The sequence below is a fragment of the Corynebacterium mendelii genome (assembly GCF_017307055.1).
In the GTDB taxonomy this organism is placed as follows: Bacteria; Actinomycetota; Actinomycetes; order Mycobacteriales; family Mycobacteriaceae; genus Corynebacterium; species Corynebacterium mendelii.
In genome coordinates, this window is record NZ_JAFLEQ010000017.1 from 165,981 (window position 1) to 187,461 (window position 21,481).

The 21,481-nt window shown below is 64.1% G+C and carries 13 protein-coding genes; 6 read left to right on the forward strand and 7 right to left on the reverse strand.

All coding sequences use genetic code 11. The annotated features are described in order from the left end of the window. Positions 1–53: 53 nt before the first annotated feature. Positions 54–2,282 (forward strand): YncE family protein, encoded by a 2,229-nt coding sequence (locus JZY06_RS11055; protein ID WP_207279613.1) that lies wholly within the window; start codon positions 54–56, stop codon positions 2,280–2,282. 551 nt (positions 2,283–2,833) lie between these two features. On the opposite strand, the gene JZY06_RS11060 is transcribed toward JZY06_RS11055, so the two are convergent. From JZY06_RS11060 to JZY06_RS11070, 3 genes are all read right to left on the reverse strand, one after another. Then, positions 2,834–3,607, reverse strand: a complete 774-nt coding sequence (locus tag JZY06_RS11060) for a multidrug ABC transporter permease (protein ID WP_207279614.1) — start codon at positions 3,605–3,607, stop codon at positions 2,834–2,836. Further along, positions 3,607–4,566, reverse strand: a complete 960-nt coding sequence (locus JZY06_RS11065) for an ABC transporter ATP-binding protein (protein WP_207279615.1) — start codon at positions 4,564–4,566, stop codon at positions 3,607–3,609. Before JZY06_RS11065 ends, JZY06_RS11060 begins: the two co-directional genes overlap by 1 nt. 75 nt (positions 4,567–4,641) lie before the next feature. Next, on the reverse strand, positions 4,642–5,166 hold the full coding sequence (locus JZY06_RS11070) for an NUDIX domain-containing protein (protein ID WP_207279616.1): 525 nt from the start codon (positions 5,164–5,166) through the stop codon (positions 4,642–4,644). Between the two features lie 170 nt (positions 5,167–5,336). On the opposite strand from JZY06_RS11070, the gene JZY06_RS11075 reads away from it, so the two are divergent. From JZY06_RS11075 to JZY06_RS11090, 4 genes are all read left to right on the forward strand, one after another. After that, positions 5,337–6,863 carry a hypothetical protein gene (locus JZY06_RS11075; RefSeq protein WP_207279617.1) on the forward strand — a complete coding sequence of 509 codons (1,527 nt, stop codon included), beginning with the start codon at positions 5,337–5,339 and terminating at the stop codon, positions 6,861–6,863. After that, positions 6,863–7,921 carry a glutamate ABC transporter substrate-binding protein gene (locus tag JZY06_RS11080; protein WP_207279618.1) on the forward strand — a complete coding sequence of 353 codons (1,059 nt, stop codon included), beginning with the start codon at positions 6,863–6,865 and terminating at the stop codon, positions 7,919–7,921. The genes JZY06_RS11075 and JZY06_RS11080 overlap by 1 nt, the downstream gene beginning before the upstream one ends. Beyond that, positions 7,918–10,260, forward strand: a complete 2,343-nt coding sequence (locus JZY06_RS11085) for a serine/threonine protein kinase (RefSeq protein WP_207279619.1) — start codon at positions 7,918–7,920, stop codon at positions 10,258–10,260. Before JZY06_RS11080 ends, JZY06_RS11085 begins: the two co-directional genes overlap by 4 nt. Before the next feature lie 365 nt (positions 10,261–10,625). After that, positions 10,626–12,326 (forward strand): MFS transporter, encoded by a 1,701-nt coding sequence (locus JZY06_RS11090; RefSeq protein WP_207279620.1) that lies wholly within the window; start codon positions 10,626–10,628, stop codon positions 12,324–12,326. Positions 12,327–13,258: 932 nt separating this feature from the next. Here JZY06_RS11090 and JZY06_RS11095 read toward each other — a convergent pair. The 4 genes from JZY06_RS11095 to pta all read right to left on the reverse strand — a co-directional run bounded on the left by JZY06_RS11095 (position 13,259) and on the right by pta (position 18,959). Beyond that, positions 13,259–15,397: a RecQ family ATP-dependent DNA helicase gene (locus JZY06_RS11095; protein ID WP_242516955.1), complete on the reverse strand. Its 2,139-nt coding sequence runs from the start codon at positions 15,395–15,397 to the stop codon at positions 13,259–13,261. A gap of 90 nt (positions 15,398–15,487) precedes the next feature. Then, positions 15,488–16,063, reverse strand: coding sequence for a DUF2599 domain-containing protein (locus JZY06_RS11100; RefSeq protein WP_207279622.1), 576 nt, complete (start codon positions 16,061–16,063; stop codon positions 15,488–15,490). A 244-nt stretch (positions 16,064–16,307) separates the two neighbouring features. Beyond that, positions 16,308–17,513 carry an acetate kinase gene (locus JZY06_RS11105; protein WP_207279623.1) on the reverse strand — a complete coding sequence of 402 codons (1,206 nt, stop codon included), beginning with the start codon at positions 17,511–17,513 and terminating at the stop codon, positions 16,308–16,310. A gap of 63 nt (positions 17,514–17,576) precedes the next feature. Further along, positions 17,577–18,959 carry a phosphate acetyltransferase gene (gene pta / locus JZY06_RS11110; protein ID WP_377769058.1) on the reverse strand — a complete coding sequence of 461 codons (1,383 nt, stop codon included), beginning with the start codon at positions 18,957–18,959 and terminating at the stop codon, positions 17,577–17,579. A 652-nt stretch (positions 18,960–19,611) separates the two neighbouring features. Here pta and JZY06_RS11115 point away from each other — a divergent pair. Further along, positions 19,612–20,997: an FAD-dependent oxidoreductase gene (locus JZY06_RS11115; protein ID WP_207279625.1), complete on the forward strand. Its 1,386-nt coding sequence runs from the start codon at positions 19,612–19,614 to the stop codon at positions 20,995–20,997. Positions 20,998–21,481 lie beyond the last annotated feature (484 nt).

A 21,481-nucleotide genomic window follows, 5' to 3' on the forward strand; every position in this document is an offset into this window, starting at 1 on the left:
CCTAACCTTGTTGACTGAGGCCTTTTCCGGAATTCACGCACAGGAGTTTTCTTTTGTCTGTTTCACCCCGCACCATCGGCCGCCGCACCATCGCCGCGGTGGCAGCTTTTTCCATGATCACCACCGGCACCGTTCTGGCTGCACCGGCAGCCCTGGCGGCCCCGAGTGGTACCGGAAGCACTGAAAGCACCCCCACCCCCAACACGGTGACCCTCAAAGACCAGGACCGTAACATTGTTCCCGGCTCGCTGGTCACCCTGAAACTCAGCGGTTTCGCCGACCGCACAAAATTCGAGGGCGAGCAAAACCGTCGGCTGGTCGTGAAGATTGATGGCGGGGACGTGTCAGTTCCCGAGGACACCACGGGAACCTCCTTCAGCAAGATCATGACACGCAGTGACCAAATATTCGGCGTCATCACCGAGGAAAAGAATCTTCCCGGTGAAAACGGCGAAGCCGAGCTGAAAATCCGCCTGCCGAGAACCATTGCAGAAGGCGATCACTTATTCAATATTCTTGGCGGGGGCGATGCCCCCGTGAGCGTGACAGTCGATTTCACGGTCACCGCCGCCAGCACGACCGTCACACCGTTCCCCAAGGGTCGGCTGACCGCCAAGCGCGCCAACACCGACATCGAGGGCGTTGCCCAGGGCACCACAGTCGACCTGCACGCATCCCGACTGACACCGGGCCTGAAGGTCATCTACGCCGGTGTCATCGACGACAGTGTCAAGATTGAAGACAATCCCGTCGAGGGCGATTTCATCGTCAATGACTCCGGAGAGGTCACCGTTGCCAACATTCTCGTCGCCGATAACGCACCGCTGGATGCGCCCTTCGGCATCATCGTTGAAAACACCTACACCGGTGAGAAGTTCTCGGTGGTCAACCGCCGCTACGGCGTGACGGTCAACGAGCAGGACCTCAACAAAGACATGATCAAGGTCGAGAAGGCGGTTCGCACTGCCCCCGGCCTGTACCAGTCCGCTTACTCCGCCTCCAAGAACACGCTGTTTGTCACCCGCGCCGATTTCAATGGTGGCTTGTCCGAGCTGATGGCCTACGACCCGAGCGATCTCGCTCTGAAAGAAGCCTACGAACCTGCCAAGCAGGTGAAGGACAAGGAGACCGGCGAGCTCGTCACCAACAGGAATGACAGAGTCTTCGGTATCGCCGTCGATGAGAAGAACGAACACGTGTGGACCACCCGTACCCTGGGTGCGTCCGTCACGGTCTTCGATTTTGATGGCAACGTTGTCAAACATTTCGATGACAACAACCACGGCTTGAGCCACCCGTTCGGTATCGCGATCGACGGCGACACCGTCTACGTCAGTGACGTTACCTCGCGCAGCGAAGCGACAGAGGGCAAGGACACCATCAAGCTCTACGACGCGAAGACACTGGAAGAAAAAGACACGATCAGTATTCCGTCCATGCCCAAAGGCGCGCTTCACATGCTGATCAACGACGGAAAGCTCTACACCGTCGACTTCGCCGGCAAGATGGTCGCTGTTGTTAATCTTAAAAACCACGACGACATCACCGAGATTGAGCTGAACAACCCCGATGCTCCCGGCGACCGTGGTGCCGGCCTCGCCCTGGACACCAAGCGGAACAGACTGTGGGTTGCCACCCAGTCCCCGTCGTGGGTGAAAGTCGTCGACCTGAACGACAACAACAAGGTCAGCGACCCGATCCGCACCGGCGCCTCCCCGGTGGATGTGCTCTACGACGCGGAAAACGATGTCATCTGGTCCATGAACCGGGTCGGCGCGAGTGTGAACATCATTGATCCCGACACGATGAAGATCAAGGCCACCCGCAAACTGGAAGAAGATGATGCCCAGACCGCCTACCTCAACCAGCTGTCCACCGACGGCAAGGGCAATGTGTTCGTCACCTCCAAGCCCTCCCGCGACCGGGACCTCCAGGAAGACGTGCTGTTCAAGCTGAGCTACAACAAGCCCGCGTCCGCCAACGATGACGGGAAAAACTCCTCGACCGTCCCCGGCTCCTCCACCACAAACGGACAGGACAACAAGGACGGCAAGGATACCGAGAACGGTGCGCAGCCTTCGTCCAGCCCCAAGATCAGCATCAATTCCAGCAACCCCGACAACAAGAGCAACGACCAGGACAGCTCGTCCAAGGGTGGCGGAATCTTCGCGATCATCGCTGTGATCGCGGCCATTCTCGGTGGTCTCGGTTTCGTGGTCTCCCAGGGCATGATCCCCGGCATGGCTCTTCCCGCCATCCCCGGACTTCCGAGCCCCAAGTAGTCTCTCCGCTCTAGTTTGCTCCCACCCGAGCACTGACTAGGAAACTCTCTGCCGCTGTCCGCTGCCCCGTTGCTTGATACCAAGCAACGGGGCAGCAGTGTGTATGCGGGGAGTTTCCCGGCAGTCTCGCCGCGTGTGCGGAAGGCATCTGTCCGCCACGATCACAACCCCGGGCGCCGGTGCCCACGTCACGGCTCGATCATCCCCCGCCGAAGGGGAAAACGGTTCGTCGTTGTTTTTTCGGTGGTGGAGATTGTGTGCGCAGGCTGCCCGGCACCGGGCAGCTGACTCACCGGATTGGCGTGCCGCGGACTGTTGTTTACGGTCGGCCCACAATCGGCTGGGGGATGCAGCACCGGCCACCTCCAGCACACGCCACCGGGTGTTCCCCGCTGCCGCGTCAATCACCGGGGGATCCCGCCGCAGGCATGGGGCATCCACAGCAAAAACCCCGCCGAGCCAGGCTTGTGCCGATTTTTCAAGGGACAACACAAGCGGGGCGGGACGGGGTTTTCTCGCAGGTTTCGGGCCTGCGGTGGCTTTTTCGCGCCTTACACGTCGCGGCGGTTGGCCACCACGGTGCCGATGATGAAGATGGCGGCCACCCATGCCAGATACAGCCACAGTGACTGCTGCCAGCTCAACGGGGAACCCGCGACATCGGTTTCCCGCATAAAGGCGTTGAAGTTGGTGAAGGGTAAAAACCGCACCACTTTTTCGCCCAGGGTCCACAGCATGCCGATCACCGCTTCCAGGGCGATGAACCAGATCAGCATCAAAGAGACCACCCCGGCGGTCTGCCGGATCAGCAGCGCCACCCCAATGGTCAAAGTCACCAGGGTGAAGGCATACAGCGGGTAGACCCACATCAGCCGCCGGGCGGTGTCGTCGGAGAAGCTGAACACCATCGACGAATCCGCCGCACCGCTGGCGATCTGGATGCCGACCCAGTAGGCGCCGATGACCGCAACAAAGGTCAGCACCGTGGCAATGACCCCGTAGAGCAGCCATTTCGCCACAATCACCTGCGTGCGGTGCGGGTTGGCGGAAAAAGTCATCGACGCAATATTGTGCCGGTATTCACTGGTGAACACCATGGCGGCCTGAATCATCAACACCGGCAGCCCCAGGGCGAACAGCCCGTTGAGCGCCATGTCCGGGGTGAGGAAACCGGCATCCACACCGGCATCCCGGGCACCCAGTTTCGCCGACAGGGCGGCGATCGCCGACATGCCGATCGACAGCAGCAGGAAAATGAAGGTGGTCCACCACACGGCTTTGGTGGTGACCAGTTTCGTCCACTCGGCTTTGATCTGGTTGAGCATCACTGCTTGTCCTCCTCGACTGCGGGCATGTCCTTCATGCCGGTGAACGCCGCCTGGTACTGGGCTTTATCGCCGGTCGATTCCATAAACGCCTGCTCCAGGGAAGCGGTGTGTTCGGTCAGTTCAGCCAGCGGAATGCTGTTGGTGTGGGCCAGCTGGCCGATACGGTCGGTGGTGGCACCGGGGATGACGAACACCTCCCGGCCCTCCGGGTCTTTCTCGGCGGTGAAGCTGATGTTCTGCCCGTTCAAGGCCTCGGTCAGTGCCAGCGGCTCCGGGGTGCGCACATGCGCCGACGATTTCGCCGAATGTTTGATGAATTCGTTCACCGGCGCGTCGGCGATCAGTTTGCCGCGGCCGATGACAATCAGATGGTCGGCGGTGTGCGCCATCTCGCTGAGCAGGTGGGAGGAGACGAACACCGTCCGGCCCTCGGCCGCCAGTGTTTTCAGCAGGGTGCGCACCCAGACGATGCCCTCCGGATCCAGGCCGTTGACCGGTTCGTCGAGGATCAGGATTTCCGGATCCCCCAACAGGGCTGCGGCCAGTCCCAGGCGCTGGCCCATGCCGAGGGAAAACCCGCCGGCTTTTTTCTTGCCCACCTCAGTCAAGCCCACCAGGTGGAGCACCTCGTCGACTCTTTTGACGGCAATGCCGTTGGATTGGGCAATCCATTTCAGGCGGTTGCGCGCCGACCTGTTGGGGTGGCGCGAATTGGCGTCCAGCAGGCTCCCCACAGTGGTCAGCGGGTTTTTCAGGGTGGTGTAGGGCTTGCCGTTGACGGTGGCCTGCCCCCGGGTGGGCCTGTCCAGCCCGAGGATCATCCGCATGGTGGTGGATTTGCCTGCACCATTGGGCCCGAGGAACCCGGTGACTTTGCCGGGACGGACAGTAAATGTCAGATCGTCCACGGCAGTGACATCACCGAAGCGCTTGGTTAAACCGGTCACTTCAATCATGCCCACAGTCTGGCACACCTGTACCGTCCACCACCACGGTGCCCGCGGGATGCCCCCTTTTTTCCGGGAGTTTGACTACCGGCCGCCGGTGGAGGGGTCGTATCCGATGAGTGCTTTCAACCGCGGCCAGCTGTCGGCGAAAGCGGGCAGCAGATTTTTTCCGGCCACATCCTCGATTTCCACCCACTCCAGGGCGGTTGATTCGTTGTTGCACACCACATCCAAGCGGCCGGGGCAGGTGGCCAACACCACGGTGTAGGTCCACCCGCCGGCCAGCTCCGGGCGGTGGGGGTCTTTCGGGAAGGGACCTGCGGTGGTCACCGCCCGGTGCACCGAGACATCTGCCGGGGATATCCCGGTTTCTTCCTCTGTTTCCCGCAGCGCGGCCTCCACCGCGTTTTCGTTTTCTTCCAGCGCCCCGCCGGGAATCCCCCAGGTATCACCGTCAGCGGTCCAGGCCGCCCGATGCTGCAGCAGCACGGTCGCCGCGGTGTCGCCGTCATCCGGGTCGGCCACCAGCAGCAGCCCGGCGGCGCCGAAACGCCCCCAGCGCCTGGTTCCGTCGGGTCCGGCCGACCAGCCGTTGCCGCCACCTGTCACAGCCCACCTCTTTGAAGACACCCGTTTTTCCACCGCACAGGAGGCAAAAACCACTCCCACCACGAAAGTCTGCCACAGCAGCTCAACCGGTGGGCCGGGCGGGTGGGCGCCGGCACCAGCCGGGCGTGCCGGCCGGTTGAAGCCGGTGTCTGCTGCGGTATTCTGGGGCAATGACCGGCACAGGGGCGAGCACACGCGGCGGGGACAATCCCGGGCCGCCGCCTGGGGCGGCAGCGGCCGGAAAAAACGTCGGCGACGACCGGTGGCTGGACGGCCACCGCCAGCCACGGCAGGTGGCGGGCCGCCACCCGGCGTGGGCGGTGGCCAAAGAAACCTTCGCCCAGCCGCTGGCCTACACCCGGCGGATGGTGACGTTTGCGGCCACGTCCCCGGGGGTGATGACCCTGATCACATTGGTGTTGATCGTGGCCATCGGGGCGGCCGGTTTTTCCCTGTCACAGTCCTCGGCGACCCGGCAGGACAAACTCACGCAGCTGATCACCAACACGGAGCCGGTGGCTTTTGCCGCCCACAATCTCTACACCTCCCTGTCGATGGCCGACACCACCGCCACCACCGGGTTCGCCCAGGCCGGTATTGAGGATGCCGCCACCCGGGAGCGCTACATGCAGGCCATTCAGCGGGCCACCCTGTCGGCCACTGAGGCCGCGGCCGGTATTTCCGGCGGCGATGAACAAGCCATCGGCATCATTGTCACGGTGCAGCAGGAGCTGCCCGTCTATGCCGGGCTGGTGGAAACCGCCCGGGCGAACAACCGGGCCGGAAACCCCGTCGGGTCGGCGTATCTTGCCGAAGCATCCCATGTGATGCGGGACACCATTTTGCCGGCCGCGGCACAACTGTTCGACCACACATCGGCACAGGTGACCCGTCAGCAGGACATACTCACCCGCCCGCAGTGGGTGCCGATCTCCGGGCTGGTGGCTGCCCTGCTGATGCTTGTGGCCGCCCAAATCTGGTTGTGGTGGCGCACCCGGCGGCGGCTGAACAAGGGTTTTGTGGCCGCCACCGTGGTGATGCTGGTGGCCCTGATGTGGACCTGCGGGGCGAGTTTCGCCATGTGGTATTCCGGCACCCGCAGCTTCGAGGAGGCCGCCACCCCGTTGGCCTCCCTGACAGAGGCCCGCATTGTCGCCCAGCAGACCCGCACCGCCGAAACCCTGGCCCTGGTGCGGCGGCAGAAAACAAACAACGCGGAACGCGAATTCACCGACGCGACCACCCTGATCAACAATGCGCTGGACCAGTACAGCCGCCAGGCGGCAGCCGACAACCACCAGTTGAGGGAAGAAATCCAGCGGGCCAAAAACGATGTCGCCCGGTGGCGCACCGCCCACGACTTATTCACCGCGGCGGAAAAAAACGGCGAATTCGACCGGGCCTCCGCCATTGCCCTGGGTACCGGCGAGCCGCCCGCAGCCGACCGGACACACACCGAGACACCGTCACCGGCACAAACACCACCCCAACCCGTGCCTTCGGCGGTGGACGCCTTCGACAGCCTGGACGCCAACCTGGCGGGCCTGATCACCCACGCCCGCACCGTGATGCGGGCGCACCTGAACACCGGGCTGGCGGCCACCCGGCTGCTGTCGGCGGTGGTGATGGTGCTGTCACTGCTGGCGATGATCGCCGTGGCCTTGGGCATGCGGCGCCGGTTGCAGGAGTATCTGTGATGGACCACCGCTTCCCCCCGGCCGCTGCCCGCCGCCTGGCCGCGGCAGTGTGCGCGCTGGCGCTTGCGGCCTCCGCCTGCGGCTGCCACCGGGCCACCGGCACCGATCCGCTGCCGCAATGGACCGCCCCGGCAGCCACCGGATCGGTGCCGCTGCCGCCCGGCGCGCATTTTGAACCGGCCAGCGGGCACCCCTCCCCCATGCCCGAGGCCTTGGGCCCGGGCAGCGGCTCGGCGGCGCTGGACGGGCGCAGCCCGGCCGAGCGGGTGCCGCACATTTTCGCCCGCGGACGGTTGATCGTCGGGGTGGACCAGTCGCAGCATCTGCTCAGTTTCCGTGATCCCTCCACCGGGCAGCTGGCCGGTTTCGAAATCGATGTGGCCGAAGCCATCGCGGAGGATATTTTCGGCGAACCCGGCCACATCGAGTTCCGTTTCGTCGATTCCACCGACCGGGTGGCCGCCCTGAAAGAGGGGCGGGTCGATATTGTGGTGCGCACCATGACCGTCACCCCGCAGCGGGAGCAGGAAGTGCTTTTTTCCACCCCCTATTTCATGGCCCGCACCCGGCTGCTGTCGGTGGAGAAAAACCACATCACCACCATTGACGATCTCACGGGGAAAACAGTGTGTGTGGCCGAAGGCTCGACCTCCCTGCAGCTGGCCCGGGCGGTGGCCTACAATTCGCGGATTCTGAAAGTGAAAAACTGGGCGGACTGTCTGGTGGCGCTGCAGCAGGCGCAGGCCGATGCGGTGATGACCGATGACACCGTGCTGTCAGGTATCGCCGCCCAGGACCCCTATACCAAAATCACCGGCCCCACCCTGGCGGACGGCTACTATGCGGTCGCGGTGGCCCCACCCACCAGGCTGGTGGACACCGTCGGTGTGATCATGCAGGTCAACTCCACCATTGAACGGATCCGCAGCGACGGCACCTGGTGGCAGATGTTCAACCGGTGGCTGGCCCCCTACCAGCAGACCGTCGGCCCGCCGCCGCTGAACTACCGTCACCCCGCCCCAGGTAAGACCCAACCCACAGGAGGTGACCGGCGGTGAGCGAGGACATCCACACCGAGGCCGTGCCGTTTAACCCCTTCGACGACGATGACGACACCGGGGCCACCGACATCCGGGCGCTGCTGGACAATCTGGAGGATTTGCGCGACGACGGGCTGGCGGGAACAGCCGCCCTGGTGGCCACCGACCCGGCGGCGGGGCCGGAACAGGATGCCGGGGAACGCTCCCGGCGGGAGGCGCTGACCACCTTCAAATCCCGCCGCACCGGCGGCCGGGAGGGGCGTTTCATCGCCGACGGCATGGTGCAGCTGCCGTTTATCCAACTCTCCGATCCGGTGGCCGCGGTCATTGATCCGCAAGGCGCCATCGATAAAGGGGTCAGCCCACCAACCCTGCACAAAGGCGATGTCATTGCCGGCCAGTACGAGGTTGCGGGGGTCATCGCCCACGGCGGCATGGGCTGGATTTACCTGGCCAAAGACCGCAATGTCTCCGGCCGGTGGGTGGTTCTCAAAGGCATGCTGACCGGGGATTCGAAACACTCCCGGGCGATCGCCGAAGCCGAACGGGAATTTCTGGCCGACATCACCCATCCGGGGATCGTGAAAATCTTCAACTTCATCGACGACCCGAAACTCGAGGCCGAGTTCATCGTCATGGAATATGTCGGAGGCCCGTCGCTGAAAGACCGCCGCCGCCGGCAACCCGACAATGTGCTGGATGTCACTCTCGCCATCGGCTATCTGCTGGAAGTGCTGCCCGCCATCGACTACCTGCACGCCCGCGGGGTGGTCTACAACGATTTCAAACCCGACAACATCATTGTCAGCGAAGACCAGGTCAAACTCATTGATCTGGGGGCGGTCTCCGGCATCGGGGCTTTCGGGCACATCTACGGCACCAAGGGGTTCCAGGCACCCGAAATAGCCACCATGGGCCCATCGGTTGCCAGCGACATCTATTCCATCGGCCGGACACTGGCGGTACTGACAGTGCCGATGCCGGTCGAAGACGGGGTGTACAAGCCGGGCCTGCCGCTGCCAACCGAGATGCCGCTGCTGCGGGAGCATCTGAGTTTCTACCGGCTGCTGCTGCGCGCCACCAACCCGGATCCGGATTTGCGTTTCCGCGATATCCGGGAGCTGACCACCCAGCTGTACGGGGTGCTGCGGGAAGTACTGGCCGTCCGTGACGGAAAACAGTTTCCCGCCCAGCATTCCCTGTTTTCCCCGCAGCGCACAACCTACGGCACCAAACACAAGGTCTTCCGCACCGACCAGCTGATCGACGGTATTGAACGCCAGGTGAAAATCACCTCACCCGAGGTGGTGGCGGCGCTGCCGGTGCCCCTGATCGACCGCACCGATGTGGGCGCCTCACTGCTGTCGGGTTCCTCCTACGCGGAGCCGTCCGAGGCCCTGGAAACCATGCGGGAGGCGATGCATTCCGAGGAATACGCCACCAGTGCCGAAATCCCGCTGGGCGTGGTGCGCGCCCTGCTGGATCTGGGTTTTACCGCGGAAGCAAAAACCTGGCTGAAATCGCTGGAACCCACCCTCGGCAGCGACTGGCGCCACCAGTGGTATTCGGGGGTGACCAGCCTTCTGCTGGAGGATTTCTCCGCCTGCCAGAACCATTTCAACAATGTGCTCAACATTCTTCCCGGGGAGGCGGCCCCGAAACTGGCACTGGCCGCCGTCGATGAGCTGCGGCTGCAGCAGCTGGGCATGAAAGACACCGCCCTGTTGGGTGAAGCCAACACCCGGGCATCGAACAAGCCGGGCACCACCCTCGACGGCATCGACGCCCGCACCCAGGAAATCCTGGGGGAACGCTGGACCCACTTAACCGATGACCCGATTGCCCTGCGGTTTCATTCACTGCGGCTCTACGGTTTGGTGTGGGCGACCAACCCGACCACCGTATCGTCGGCATTCGGGCTGTCCCGGCAGCTGATGGCCGAAAAACAGGTGGAACTGGCCGTCCAGGCGCTCGACAAAGTCCCGCAGGCCTCCCGGCACCACCGGATGGCGAAACTGACCACCATCGTGCATCTGGTCACCGGGCCGCCGATCAGTCTGAGCGAATCCAGAATCCGGCGGGCGGCCCGCCGCCTGGAGGAAATACCGACCAACGAACCCCGCCTGCTGCAGATCAAAATCGCGGTTATTGTCGCCGGACTGAACTGGCTGCGGGCCACCAATCTGGATGCCGCCGCCAGCGTCAATGATCTGTTCGGCTTCCCCTTCACCCAGCGGGGCCTGCGGTTGGGTTTGGCCGATGCGCTGCGCGCCCTGGCCCGCAATGCGCCCTTCCCCCGCCACCGCTACGCGCTGGTGGATATGGCCAATTCGGTCCGCCCCGCCACCTGGTTCTAACACACCTCCAGCCTCCCCCGCCGTCACCCGGGGCACTGTCCCGGAAACCACCCGCCCCGAAAAAACACTCCCACACGGCAGGCGGGGGCGGCTGCGGCGATCACGGGCAAAACACATACACCCCAACGGGCGGCGTGTCCCCGCCAGCACGGGGGAGATGAAACTTTCGGCTGCCACCGACACAAACACTTCGACGACGATAGAAATCAACGTTTCCGTTTATGTTGTTTTCCCAGTTCAACTCCTACTCTTGAGTGTGGCGCAACGCTGTTGTCCCCGTTGAAAACGGCCGGTGCGCCTGAACCGGCGGGAGATTTTTCTTTCCCCACCTTTCCCGCACATCACCCAAGGAGAGCGTGACCGCCATGTCACCCGCAATCACCCGCACCCGCAGTCCCCGCACGGCTTCAGATTCGTCCACCGCCGCTGCCGGGCAGAGCCCGGCCACCCGCTGGTACGGGCTGGTTGTGCTGGCCCTGGGGCTGGCAATGATCGTCATCGACGGCACCATCGTCGGAGTGGCCCTGCCGACGATCATGGCGGAGATGTCGCTGTCGATCACCGACGCCCAATGGGTCAATGCCCTGTATTCGGTGGTTTTCGCGGCCCTTCTCCTGACCATGGGCCGGTTGGCCGACCGCTACGGACGCCGCGGGTTTTTCCTTGCCGGAATCGTTGTTTTTGCTGCCGGCTCCGTTCTGGCAGCCAGATCATCCGGGGTGGAGCACCTCGTATCCGCCCGCGTGGTGCAGGGTGTCGGCGGGGCGATGATCCTGCCCGCCACCCTGTCGACGGTCAACGCCACATTCCGCGGCGGCGACCGGGCTGCGGCTTTCGGGGTGTGGGGGGCGGTGATGTCCGGTGCGGCCGCCGTCGGCCCGCTGTTGGGCGGCTGGTTGACCTCATCGTTTGGCTGGCGGTGGATTTTCTGGGTGAACCTTCCCCTGGCCGCGGTGGTTCTGGTCGGTGCGGTGGTGTGGGTCTGCCCCACCCGGGGATCGAATAACCGGCGGGGAATCGATGTCGACGGCACACTGTTGTCGGCCATCGGTTTCGGCGCGCTGGTCTTCGGCATTATCGAGGGACCGGCAATCGGGTGGTGGACGCCGATCCAGCCGCTCAGTTTCCTCGGCCACAGCTGGCCGGAGCAGGCGGAGGTCTCTGCGGCGGGCCTGGCGCTGGTGATCGGGGCCGGGGCGCTGGCACTGTTCATCGCCTGGGAGATCCACCGGAAAAACAACCGGCGTGATGCGATCCTGGAGCTGGAACTGTTCACCATCCCCACCTTCACCTGGGGAAATATCGCGGCTTTCGCGGTGGCTGTCGGCGAATTCGGCATTGTGTTCCTGCTGCCGCTGTTTCTCGTCGGCTCTGCCGGCCTGTCGGTGATGCAGTCCGGTTGGGTGCTGGCCGCCATGGCGCTGGGGGCGTTTTTCTCCGGGGCCTCGGCCCGGCACCTGGCAGCCAGAACCTCCGCCCCGGTGGTGGTGGTCATCGGGCTGGCCCTGGAGGTCACCGGATGTGTGGTCCTGGCGTTGACCATCGGTTTATCCGGCAGCCTCTGGCTGATCAGTGCACTGCTGGTCATCTATGGTCTTGGCCTGGGACTGGCCTCGGCACAGTTGACATCGACCGTGCTCAGCGATGTTCCGAAGGCCGCTTCCGGGCAAGGGTCGGCCACCCAGTCGACCATCCGGCAGATCGGCTCGGCTGTTGGTGCCGCGGTTTCCGGAGCGGCGCTGCAGGCACATCTGCCCGACAGCCTTGCCGGCGGCCTGGAACAGGCGGGGTTTGATCCGGACCACCTCACACCGGTCACCCGTGCCGTGGAGCAGTCGGCCGGCGGTGCCCTTACGCTGCTGCGCAGCGGGCACACGTTTCCCGGCATGGCGGAAGAACAAACCGGCAGACTCATTGACGCGCTCAGCACCGGCTACGCCGGTGCCACCGGGTGGGCGCTTGCGGTGTGCACGGCATTTCTGGCCCTGGGACTTGTCGCCGCAGTCACCCTCGCCGCCAACTCGACAAGGCGGCAGCCCACACCCGCCGGAAACCCCGGTGCTTGAAAAAACCGGGCGAACCATGGTGCCGGCACGGCCGCGACAGGACCGCAGCACCCCGGAATTGGTCACACCACATAATACTTTACCCCCTTTACTTAGGGCACATACCCCACCCCCGTTCAGGCTCCTCTCAGCTACCCCCTTTCGGAGTTACAGACTTGTGTTTTCGCAGTAATAGCCCCCTGCCTGCCGCGCGGTGTTCGAATACACCACCGTAGTCTGTGCAGCTTTCTCACATTTTAGTTTCGTTCCCAAACAAGGTGTCCGGCCGCTAGTTTGGTCACCGTGCCACCGGCACAGGGGACGGGACACCAACCCAAATGCACCGCCTGAAACATCGGCCGGGGAAGCGGGAAGGTCAGCCTCAAATCCGCTCGATAATGCCAGTCAGGCGGCTTGTGGGGGCAAACACCGCTCACCACGGCCAGTCGGTGAATGATGGGCGCATCCCTGATCCCCCGCAACCGGCCACGGGCAGCCATCCGTGGGCGCGGTGGTGGGGACAGTGTGGTGGCACGGCAATAATCGAACTCCTTTTTTTTAATCTCGCGATTATCTGGTGTTCGATAACTGGCCACCATCGGGTGGGCGTGCCACTGGGGGATCCTGTGGCGTGCGGCCATCCGCCGGGGCCGGAGAAGAACAATTCCACAGTGTTTTTTCCACGGGCTTCGGCTGTGACGGGCGAGGGGGCCACCACAGCCGCGGAACGTGCCGGGGCAGCCGTATTTTTCACTTCATTATTGGAATCGGAAAAAAGAAAGGAACCTCCCCCACAAGATCGTCCTTTCGCGGCTGTCCCGGCCACCATCCCGGGTCCGGTGACAGGGAAAGTGCTCTCCACTTTCCATCTCCTGTTCACCGGACCCGGGATTTCTTCGGTGGTGTTTTCCCCGCCCCACCTCCGGTGCCCGTGGCGGGTGTGGTTTTTCTTCCTAGCGTTTCACCCCGAGGCACAGCGGCATGACTGCCGCCGCCCCGGCGCGGCGCAGAACCTGTGCCGCCACAGTCAGTTCCCAGCCGCTTGCGGTGGTCGCGGCCACCAGCAGCACCACCCGACCGCGGATGGCTGCGGCCAGGCTGTCATCGGCGCGGAATGCCCCGGAGAGGTTTTTCACCCGGTAGGCGCTGTTGACTTCTTCCGGCCCGGTATCCCGGATGCGTTCAAGCTCACCGGCGAAAGACAGTTTGCCCACTGCCGCCAACCCCCGGCCCACACTGTCGACGGTGATCGGGCGGGCGGTGCCGCCGATGGTGACCACTGTTTCCGGCCGCTGCGGCCAGGTTGCCGACCAGTCGGCCATCACCTTGATGCACAGGTTGGCGATAGCGGTGGGAACCGGCTGGTCCGGCTGGGCGGGGTCGAGGAAATCGCGGATTGTTTGCCCGGCACCCAAGTCGGTGAAGCGGGCCACCGCCCGGCCTTCGGCGGCCCGGTCACTGTCGGGGATTTTTCCGGCCAGATCAATGCCGATGCTTTGCAACCCGCTGGGCCACATTTTCCGCGGCTCAATCGGCAGCCCCACCCCGCCAATGGCGGTGGCGGCCCGGGCCGTCTGGTCGTCGGGGATTGTCTCATCCCACCAGCGCCCGGCACAGTTGTCGCAGCGGCCGCAGTCACCGGCGGTGTCATCGTCGAGCTGGCGGGCCAGAAACTTCATCCGGCAGCCGTTTGTGTCCTGGTAGGCGAGCATCGCATCGGCTTCGTCTTTCCTGGCTTGCGCGACCGTGGCGTAGCGCTCGGCGTCATAGCTCCAGGGCCGGCCGGTGGAGATCCAGCCGCCGCGGACTTTCTCCACCGCCCCGTCGACCTGCAGTGTTTTCAGCATCAGCTGCAGGCGGGAGCGTTTGACGGTCACCAGTGGTTCCAGGGCGGGAACCGACAGCGGGCTGCCGGTGGCTTCCGTGGCTTTCAGGGCAGTCAGGATCGCCTGCGCATCGTCTTCGTCCGGCATGGAGGCCGTGGCGAAATAGTGCCAGATCCGTTCGTCTTCCCTGCCGGGAAGAAGCAGAACATCAGCGGTGTCGGTGGCCCGTCCCGCGCGGCCGACCTGCTGGTAGTAGGCCACTGCACTGGATGGTGCGCCCAGGTGGACGACGAAACCCAAATCCGGCTTGTCAAAGCCCATCCCCAGCGCCGAGGTCGCAACCAGTGCTTTGACCTCGTTGTTTTTCAATGCCTGTTCCATCTGCCGGCGGTCGTCGGGGTCGGTTCCACCGGTGTAGGCACGGGTGTTGTAGCCGCAGCTGGACAGGTAGCGGGCTGTGTCGGTGGCCGCGGAGACGGTCAGACAGTAGATGATCCCGGAGCCGGTGAAATCATTCAGGTGGGCGGCCAGCCAGCCGAGCCGTTTGTCGGCGGGCATGGTTTTTTCCACCCCCAGGCGCAATGATTGCCGCGACAGCGGGCCGCGCAGCACCAGGGTGTCCCGGCCCAATTGGGCGGCCACATCGTCGGTGACGCGGGTATTGGCTGTTGCGGTGGTCGCCAGTACCGGAAGATCGTCCGGAAGGGCGGACAGCAGGCTGGAGATTCGCCGGTAGTCGGGGCGGAAATCATGTCCCCAGTCGCTGATGCAGTGCGCCTCATCGACCACGATCAACCCGATGCGGGAGACCAGATCATCGAGCACTTCCTGCTTGAAACGCGGATTGCTCAGGCGCTCCGGGCTGATGAGCACCACATCGACCCAGTCGTCGGCGATTTGTTGCCGGATGCTGTCGAAATCCTGCGCATTCGACGAGTTGATGGTCACCGCCGTCACCCCCGCACGTTCCGCGGCCTGCACCTGGTCGCGCATCAGCGACAGCAGCGGGCTGATGATCAGTGTCGGCCCGGTGCGCCGGGAACCGTCGGCCGCGGGGGTCGACAACCCCATCCGGATCAGTGAGGCGGCCACAAAATAGACCGCCGATTTACCCCAGCCGGTGCGCTGGACAACAAGCACCCTTTTGTGCCCGTGCACCAGCGCTTCAATGGCCTCGTACTGGCCGGGACGGAATCTGGCGTCACTGCTGCCGGTCAGTTGCTCGAGTGCGCCCTGCGCCGTTTCTTTCAGGCTGCCTGTCTCCATGGTGTCCATGGTAGAGCCGCCCGTCAGGGCGGACACCACCTGCCGGGGGCGGGCCGGTGACGGGCCGCACTGCGGTGAAGGGGGTGTGTGCTAGTTGCACCAGTGACGGTAGAAGCCCTCCATACCGCGGTCGGGGCGGGTGGATTCGATATTCCAGGTCTTTTTGTTGCCGATCAATCCCCGGGCATCGAAATGGCAGTAGAACTGGTGCCGCAGGCTCGGGGTGTCGGGCACCCCCATATCCAGCGCCTGCGCCCAGGCGGCGAAACGCGCTGCGGCAGGCAGTCCGGCAACCGTGGCGGCGGGAGTGATCAGATAACGGGTGCCGCCTTCAAAAGGGGTCGTCTCCACGGCGGTGATCATCCGGGGGCCGGGAAAAGCCATCGCCACAACCCGGACAAAGACCGGCGGAAGATCACTGATGATGCCGACAAGCATTCCCGCCTGACCCAGATCGGGAATCGGCGCCGTGGCCCCCAGCAGCCCCGATTCGGCGGCCCCGTCGACAGCCCCGGCCAACGCGTGGTCAGTTAGCGGCCCGACCCGGCCGGCCACCGACTCCGGGCTTGCCGCCGCTGGTGGCGCAGCCAGCTGTGCCAGCAGCAGTCCTGCCGCCACGAGCGCCCCCGCGCGGCGCGGACGCGCCGGTGTGGGTGAAAAACCCATTGCCACCACCTTTTCCTTCCCCTGTGTTTTATCCGGCACCGGTGCGCCGCAGGTTGTCCCATGATCCCTGGTGCATTGTGTGTCACACCCTACTGGCTGCGGCGGGATGGCACCACGACAAGGCGCGGGGCAAGACACATACAGCCTGTAAAAAAAGCCGCCACCGGCTGCGTGCGGGCGGCACGCAGCCAGGTGGCGGCCGGGGAACAGAAGATATGTTTTTCTTTCTCCTCCAGCGGGTGCGTCAGGAGTTGGCGGCGGCGAGTGTGACCGCGTAGCGGGCGATCGCCAGTTCCTCGTTGGTGGGGATCACAAACACCTTCACCTGCGAGTCGTCGGTGGAGATTTCCCGTGCGCCCTTGTCACGGCGGTTGTTTTTGTCTTTGTCGATCTTGATGCCGTAGTACTCCAGATCGGCCAGGGCGTCCTCGCGGACATTGGCGGCGTTTTCCCCGACACCGGCGGTGAAGGTGATCGCATCCACCCGGCCGAGGGCGAACATGTAGGAGCCGATGTAGCGGCGCAGCTGGTGAATGTAGACGTTGTAGGCCAGCCAGGCGTCCTGGTCGTCTTCCTCGATCAGTTTCGACAGCTGCCGGAAATCATTGACCCCGGAGATACCTTTGACACCGGAATCCCGGTTGAGCAGATGGTCGATCTGGTCGATGGACATACCGGCCGAGCGGTGCAGGTGGAAGACGATACCGGGATCGATGTCACCGGAGCGGGTCCCCATGGCAAGACCGGCCAGCGGGGTCATGCCCATGGAGGTGTCGACCGCTTTGCCGCCGCGGATGGCGGTCGCCGAGGCACCATTGCCCAGGTGAAGGGTGATCTGGTTAACCATTTCGGCCGGTTTGCCGAGCATCTCCGGGACATGCTGGGAGACATACTCGTGGCTGGTGCCGTGGAAACCGTAGCGGCGGATACCGTGGGTGGCCGCCACTTCGGCGTTGATGGCGTACAGGGCCGCGGCCGGGGGCATGGAGTGGAAGAAACCGGTGTCGAACACGGCCACATGCGGCACATCGGGCAGCATCTGGCGGGCGACTTCGATACCGGAAATATTGGCCGGGTTGTGCAGCGGGGCCAGCGGAATGAGGTCTTTGACCATGCCGAGGATTTCATCGGTGATGATCTCCGGCTGGGAGAACAAAATACCGCCGTGCACCACCCGGTGGCCGACTGCGGTGATGTCCAGGTCTTCTGGACCGCAGCCTTTGTCGTGCATCAGTTTGAAGGCCATGTCCAGGCCGACCATGTGGTCGGGAATCGGGGCATGGACCTGGTGTTTTTCACCGTCATAGGTCAGGGTGACGGTGCCTTCCTCCTCCCCGATCTGTTCGACCAGGCCGACGGCGAAAGGTTCGTCGGTGGCGTGTTTTTTCGGATCCACCAGCTGGAATTTGATGGAGGAGGATCCGGAGTTTAAGACCAGTGCAAGTGCCATGGGTGGTGCCTGTTTCGTTGTCGTTGTCAAAAAAGCTGCGGGTGAAGTCTCGGCCGGCGGGTGCTACTCGCCCTGCGCCTGAATGGCGGTGATGGCCACGGTGTTGACGATGTCGGGGACGGTCGCGCCGCGGGAAAGATCGTTGACCGGTTTTTTCAGCCCCTGCAGAATCGGGCCGACAGCCAGCGCCCCGGAGGTCCGCTGCACGGCTTTGTAGGTGATGTTGCCGGCTTCCAGGTCAGGGAAGATCAGGACGGTGGCGTGACCGGCCACATCAGATTCCGGCATCTTCTTTGCCGCCACGCCCTCATCGACGGCCGCATCAAACTGCAGCGGGCCGTCAACCACCAGGTCGGGGTTGATCTCGCGTGCCCTGTCAACCGCCTGTGCCGCACGGTCAACATCGGGGCCGTGCCCGGAGGTGCCGGTCGAGTAGCTCAACAGCGCCACCTTCGGATCGATACCGAACTGGGCTGCGGTCTCAGCGGACACGGCGGCAATCTCGCCGAGCTGCTCCGCTGTCGGGTTGGGGTTGACGGCACAGTCGCCGAAGGCCCACAGTTTGCCGGGCAGCACCATGAGGAAAATCGACGACACCGTCGACACACCGGGCTTGGTTTTGATGATCTGGAACGACGGCTTGATGGTGTGGGCGGTGGTGTGCGCGGCACCGGAGACCATGCCGTCGGCCAGGCCCTTGTAGATCATCATCGTCGCGAAATAGGAGATGTCCTGCATCGTGTCGCGGGCCTGCTCAAGGGTGACGCCCTTGTTTTTGCGCAGTTCGGCAAAGGTTTCCGCGAAATCGTCCGCATGCGCTGATTTGGCCGGGTCGTCCAGGGTCGCTTTCGTAATATCCAGCCCCAGCTGTGCCGCGCGGGCGGTCATGGTCTCCGGGTCACCGAGAATAATCAGATCGCAGACATCTTTTTTCAGCAGAATATCGGCGGCCTCGAGGATCCGGTCATCGTCGCCCTCGGGCAGCACGATGCGGGTTTTCTTCTCCCTGGCTTTGCCGATCAGCCAGTGCTCAAAAGCCTCCGGGCCCATGACCGGCGCAACACCGCTGCAGTGGTCGACGGCTTCTTTGAGATGCCGGGCATCAATCTCGTCACCGACCAGCTGGCCCGCCACCACCGCCCCGTAGGCGGTGGCCTGGACGGCGGCCATATCCACATGCAGTCCCGCATGGTCGGACACCAGCAGCAGAGCAACCCCCAGGGTGGCGGCGGCTTTGGCATCGAATTCGGTGTTGCCGGTACCGATCAGCAGGGCGGGACCGTCAGCCAGCGGCTCGCTGCCCACCACGGCGGCCAGTTCGGGTTCGCCGGTGACCACCGGTTTGCAGGCAAGCCCGAGAGCAGTCGCGATATCGGTGTAATCCACCGCACCGGGGGCCTGGCCCACGGTGGAAATCAGCACGGATTTACTGGCTTTGTCGGTCACGAAAATGAGTCCTCTCGGTAAAAACGAATGTATGCGGCTTGTGTGTGTCCCCCGCGGCGCACACGACCGGGGCGGCACACACCCGGGTCCCGTGAACAACTTACCCGCGGGAAAAGCAGCGGCCGGGCCACCGGCCACGGCTGGAAGCACACGTGGCCGCGGACATAGCCCGCGGGCCGGTGTGAAACATGCCATAAGCCTACCGGGCTGACGGACTGAACACAGACCGCCCCCCGTATCGCCGGCACCCCACCCGGCCCGCGGCAGGTCCCGTTACCGCTGCATGTGCCGTGCATCCGCCACCCCGGCGCGGGGTTGGATCAGCGGTGGCGCACTGTCACTTCCCGCACCGGATGGGCGGTCGGCACCACTGTCCCGCAGACACCGCAACCGGGGCAGCCCGGGCCCCGGCAACCGGTGATCCACCCACCCGGGGTAGCGGGGACAGTGCCCCGGTCACCGGACCCCCACCCGGTTGACCGCACCCACCGGCTACAGTGTGTGGGCGGGTGCACCGTGGTTGTTTCACCACCCTGCGCCCGCCACTGTTACCGATAAAGAAGAAAACCCACCGTGGCCGCCGGCCCGCGGGCCGGCACCCGTGCCCGCCCGCCCCGAAGGCCACCTTGTCAGGAAGTTGTTGAACAAAACCATGTCCCGTCCTTTACGCGTCGCTGTTGTCGGTTCCGGCCCCGCCGGTATTTACGCCTCCGATCTGCTGATGAAATCCGGCCAGGATGTGGCCATTGATCTGTTCGAGATGATGCCCGCCCCCTTCGGGCTGATCCGTTACGGGGTGGCCCCGGACCATCCGCGCATCAAGGGCATTGTGATGAGCCTGCACAAGGTGATGGAAAAACCGGAGCTGCGTTTCATCGGCAATGTGGCTGTCGGCCGGGATGTCACCGTGGAGGAACTGGCGCCGTTCTACGACGCGATCGTGTTTTCCACCGGCGCCTACGGCGACCGGGATCTGGATATCCCCGGCGCCGATCTTCCCGAGCACCGCGGTGCCGGTGAATTCGTCGGCTTCTACGACGGCAACCCCAATTTCCAGCGGGACTGGGATTTGTCGGCCGAGAAAGTCGCGGTCATCGGTGTCGGTAACGTGGCCCTGGATATCGCCCGGGTGCTGGCGAAAACCGGGGACGAACTGCATGTGACCGAAATCCCGGACAATGTCTACGCCAGCCTGAAGAAAAATCAGGCCACGGAAGTGCACGTCTTCGGCCGCCGCGGCCCGGCACAGGCGAAGTTCACCCCCCTGGAGCTGAAAGAGCTCTCCCACTCACCGACCATCGAGGTCATTGTCGACCCGGAAGACATCATCTACGACGAGGCCGGCGAAAAGGCCCGCAGAAATTCCAAGACCACGGATCTGGTCTGTCAGGTGCTGGAAGGCTACGCCATGGCCGACCGCACCGACGCCCCGCACAAGCTCTACATCCACTTCCTTGAATCCCCGGTGGAAATCCTCGGCGAGGACGGCCATGTGACCGGTCTTAAAACCGAACGCCAGGAACTCACCGGCACCGGCCAGGTCACCGGCACCGGCAAGTTCACCGAATGGCCGGTCCAGGCGGTCTACCGGGCGGTCGGCTACAAGTCCGATCCCATTGACGGCGTGCCCTTCGACAGCACCCGCAATGTGATCCCCAACGACGGCGGCCATGTGCTGGATCCGGACACCGGCGCCCCGATTGCCGGCCTGTACTGCACCGGCTGGATCAAGCGCGGCCCGGTGGGGCTGATCGGCAACACCAAATCCGATGCCAAGGAAACCACCGAGATGCTCATCGGCGACTGGACCTCCGGCGCGCTGACCCCTGCCGAGCACCCGGAGCAGGACGCCATCATCGACTTTTTGCGCGAAAAGAACATCGATTTCACTTCCTGGGCCGGCTGGCACCGCCTGGATGCGGCCGAAAAAGCCCTCGGCGAAAAAGAAGGCCGCGAACGCCACAAGATCGTCGAATGGGACGACATGGTCGCCCATGCCCGCTACAAAGACGGCGACCACGACACCACCGCCGGCTAACGGCACCGGCGGGCGAAAACCGGGAGGGCACAGACAATCCGCCCTCCCCTGCCCCCGCCATCGACCGGCCTGCGCCACCACATACCGGGCGGGGGCCGGTTTTTTCATTGCCCGCTCCACCCGCCGCGGATAGTTCCCGGCAGCAACGGCGGAAGGGAAACGTGTGGAAAAAAGATTCCCGCAGCGGCCGACCCCACACCCCAGGCCCCTGGGCGGCGATCCCCCACCAGATCCAAGGGCCTGGTGCCGTATCCGTTGCACCGTCCCGGCTGTGGTGGCGCTGCCCTGTCGCGGTGGGTACCGGCCACAGTTTTTCGGGGGTGACGCAACAGACGTCTGTTATTTCTTGAAACCCTGACCTGCTCTTTTTTCACCCCGTCCGTGGTCGGGGATATTTGAGGGGGGGTAGTGCTCCCATCGGCGGGGATGCCGCCGGCCCGGCAGAACGGCATATCAAGCACAACTGTCTGATCCGCCGTGCGCA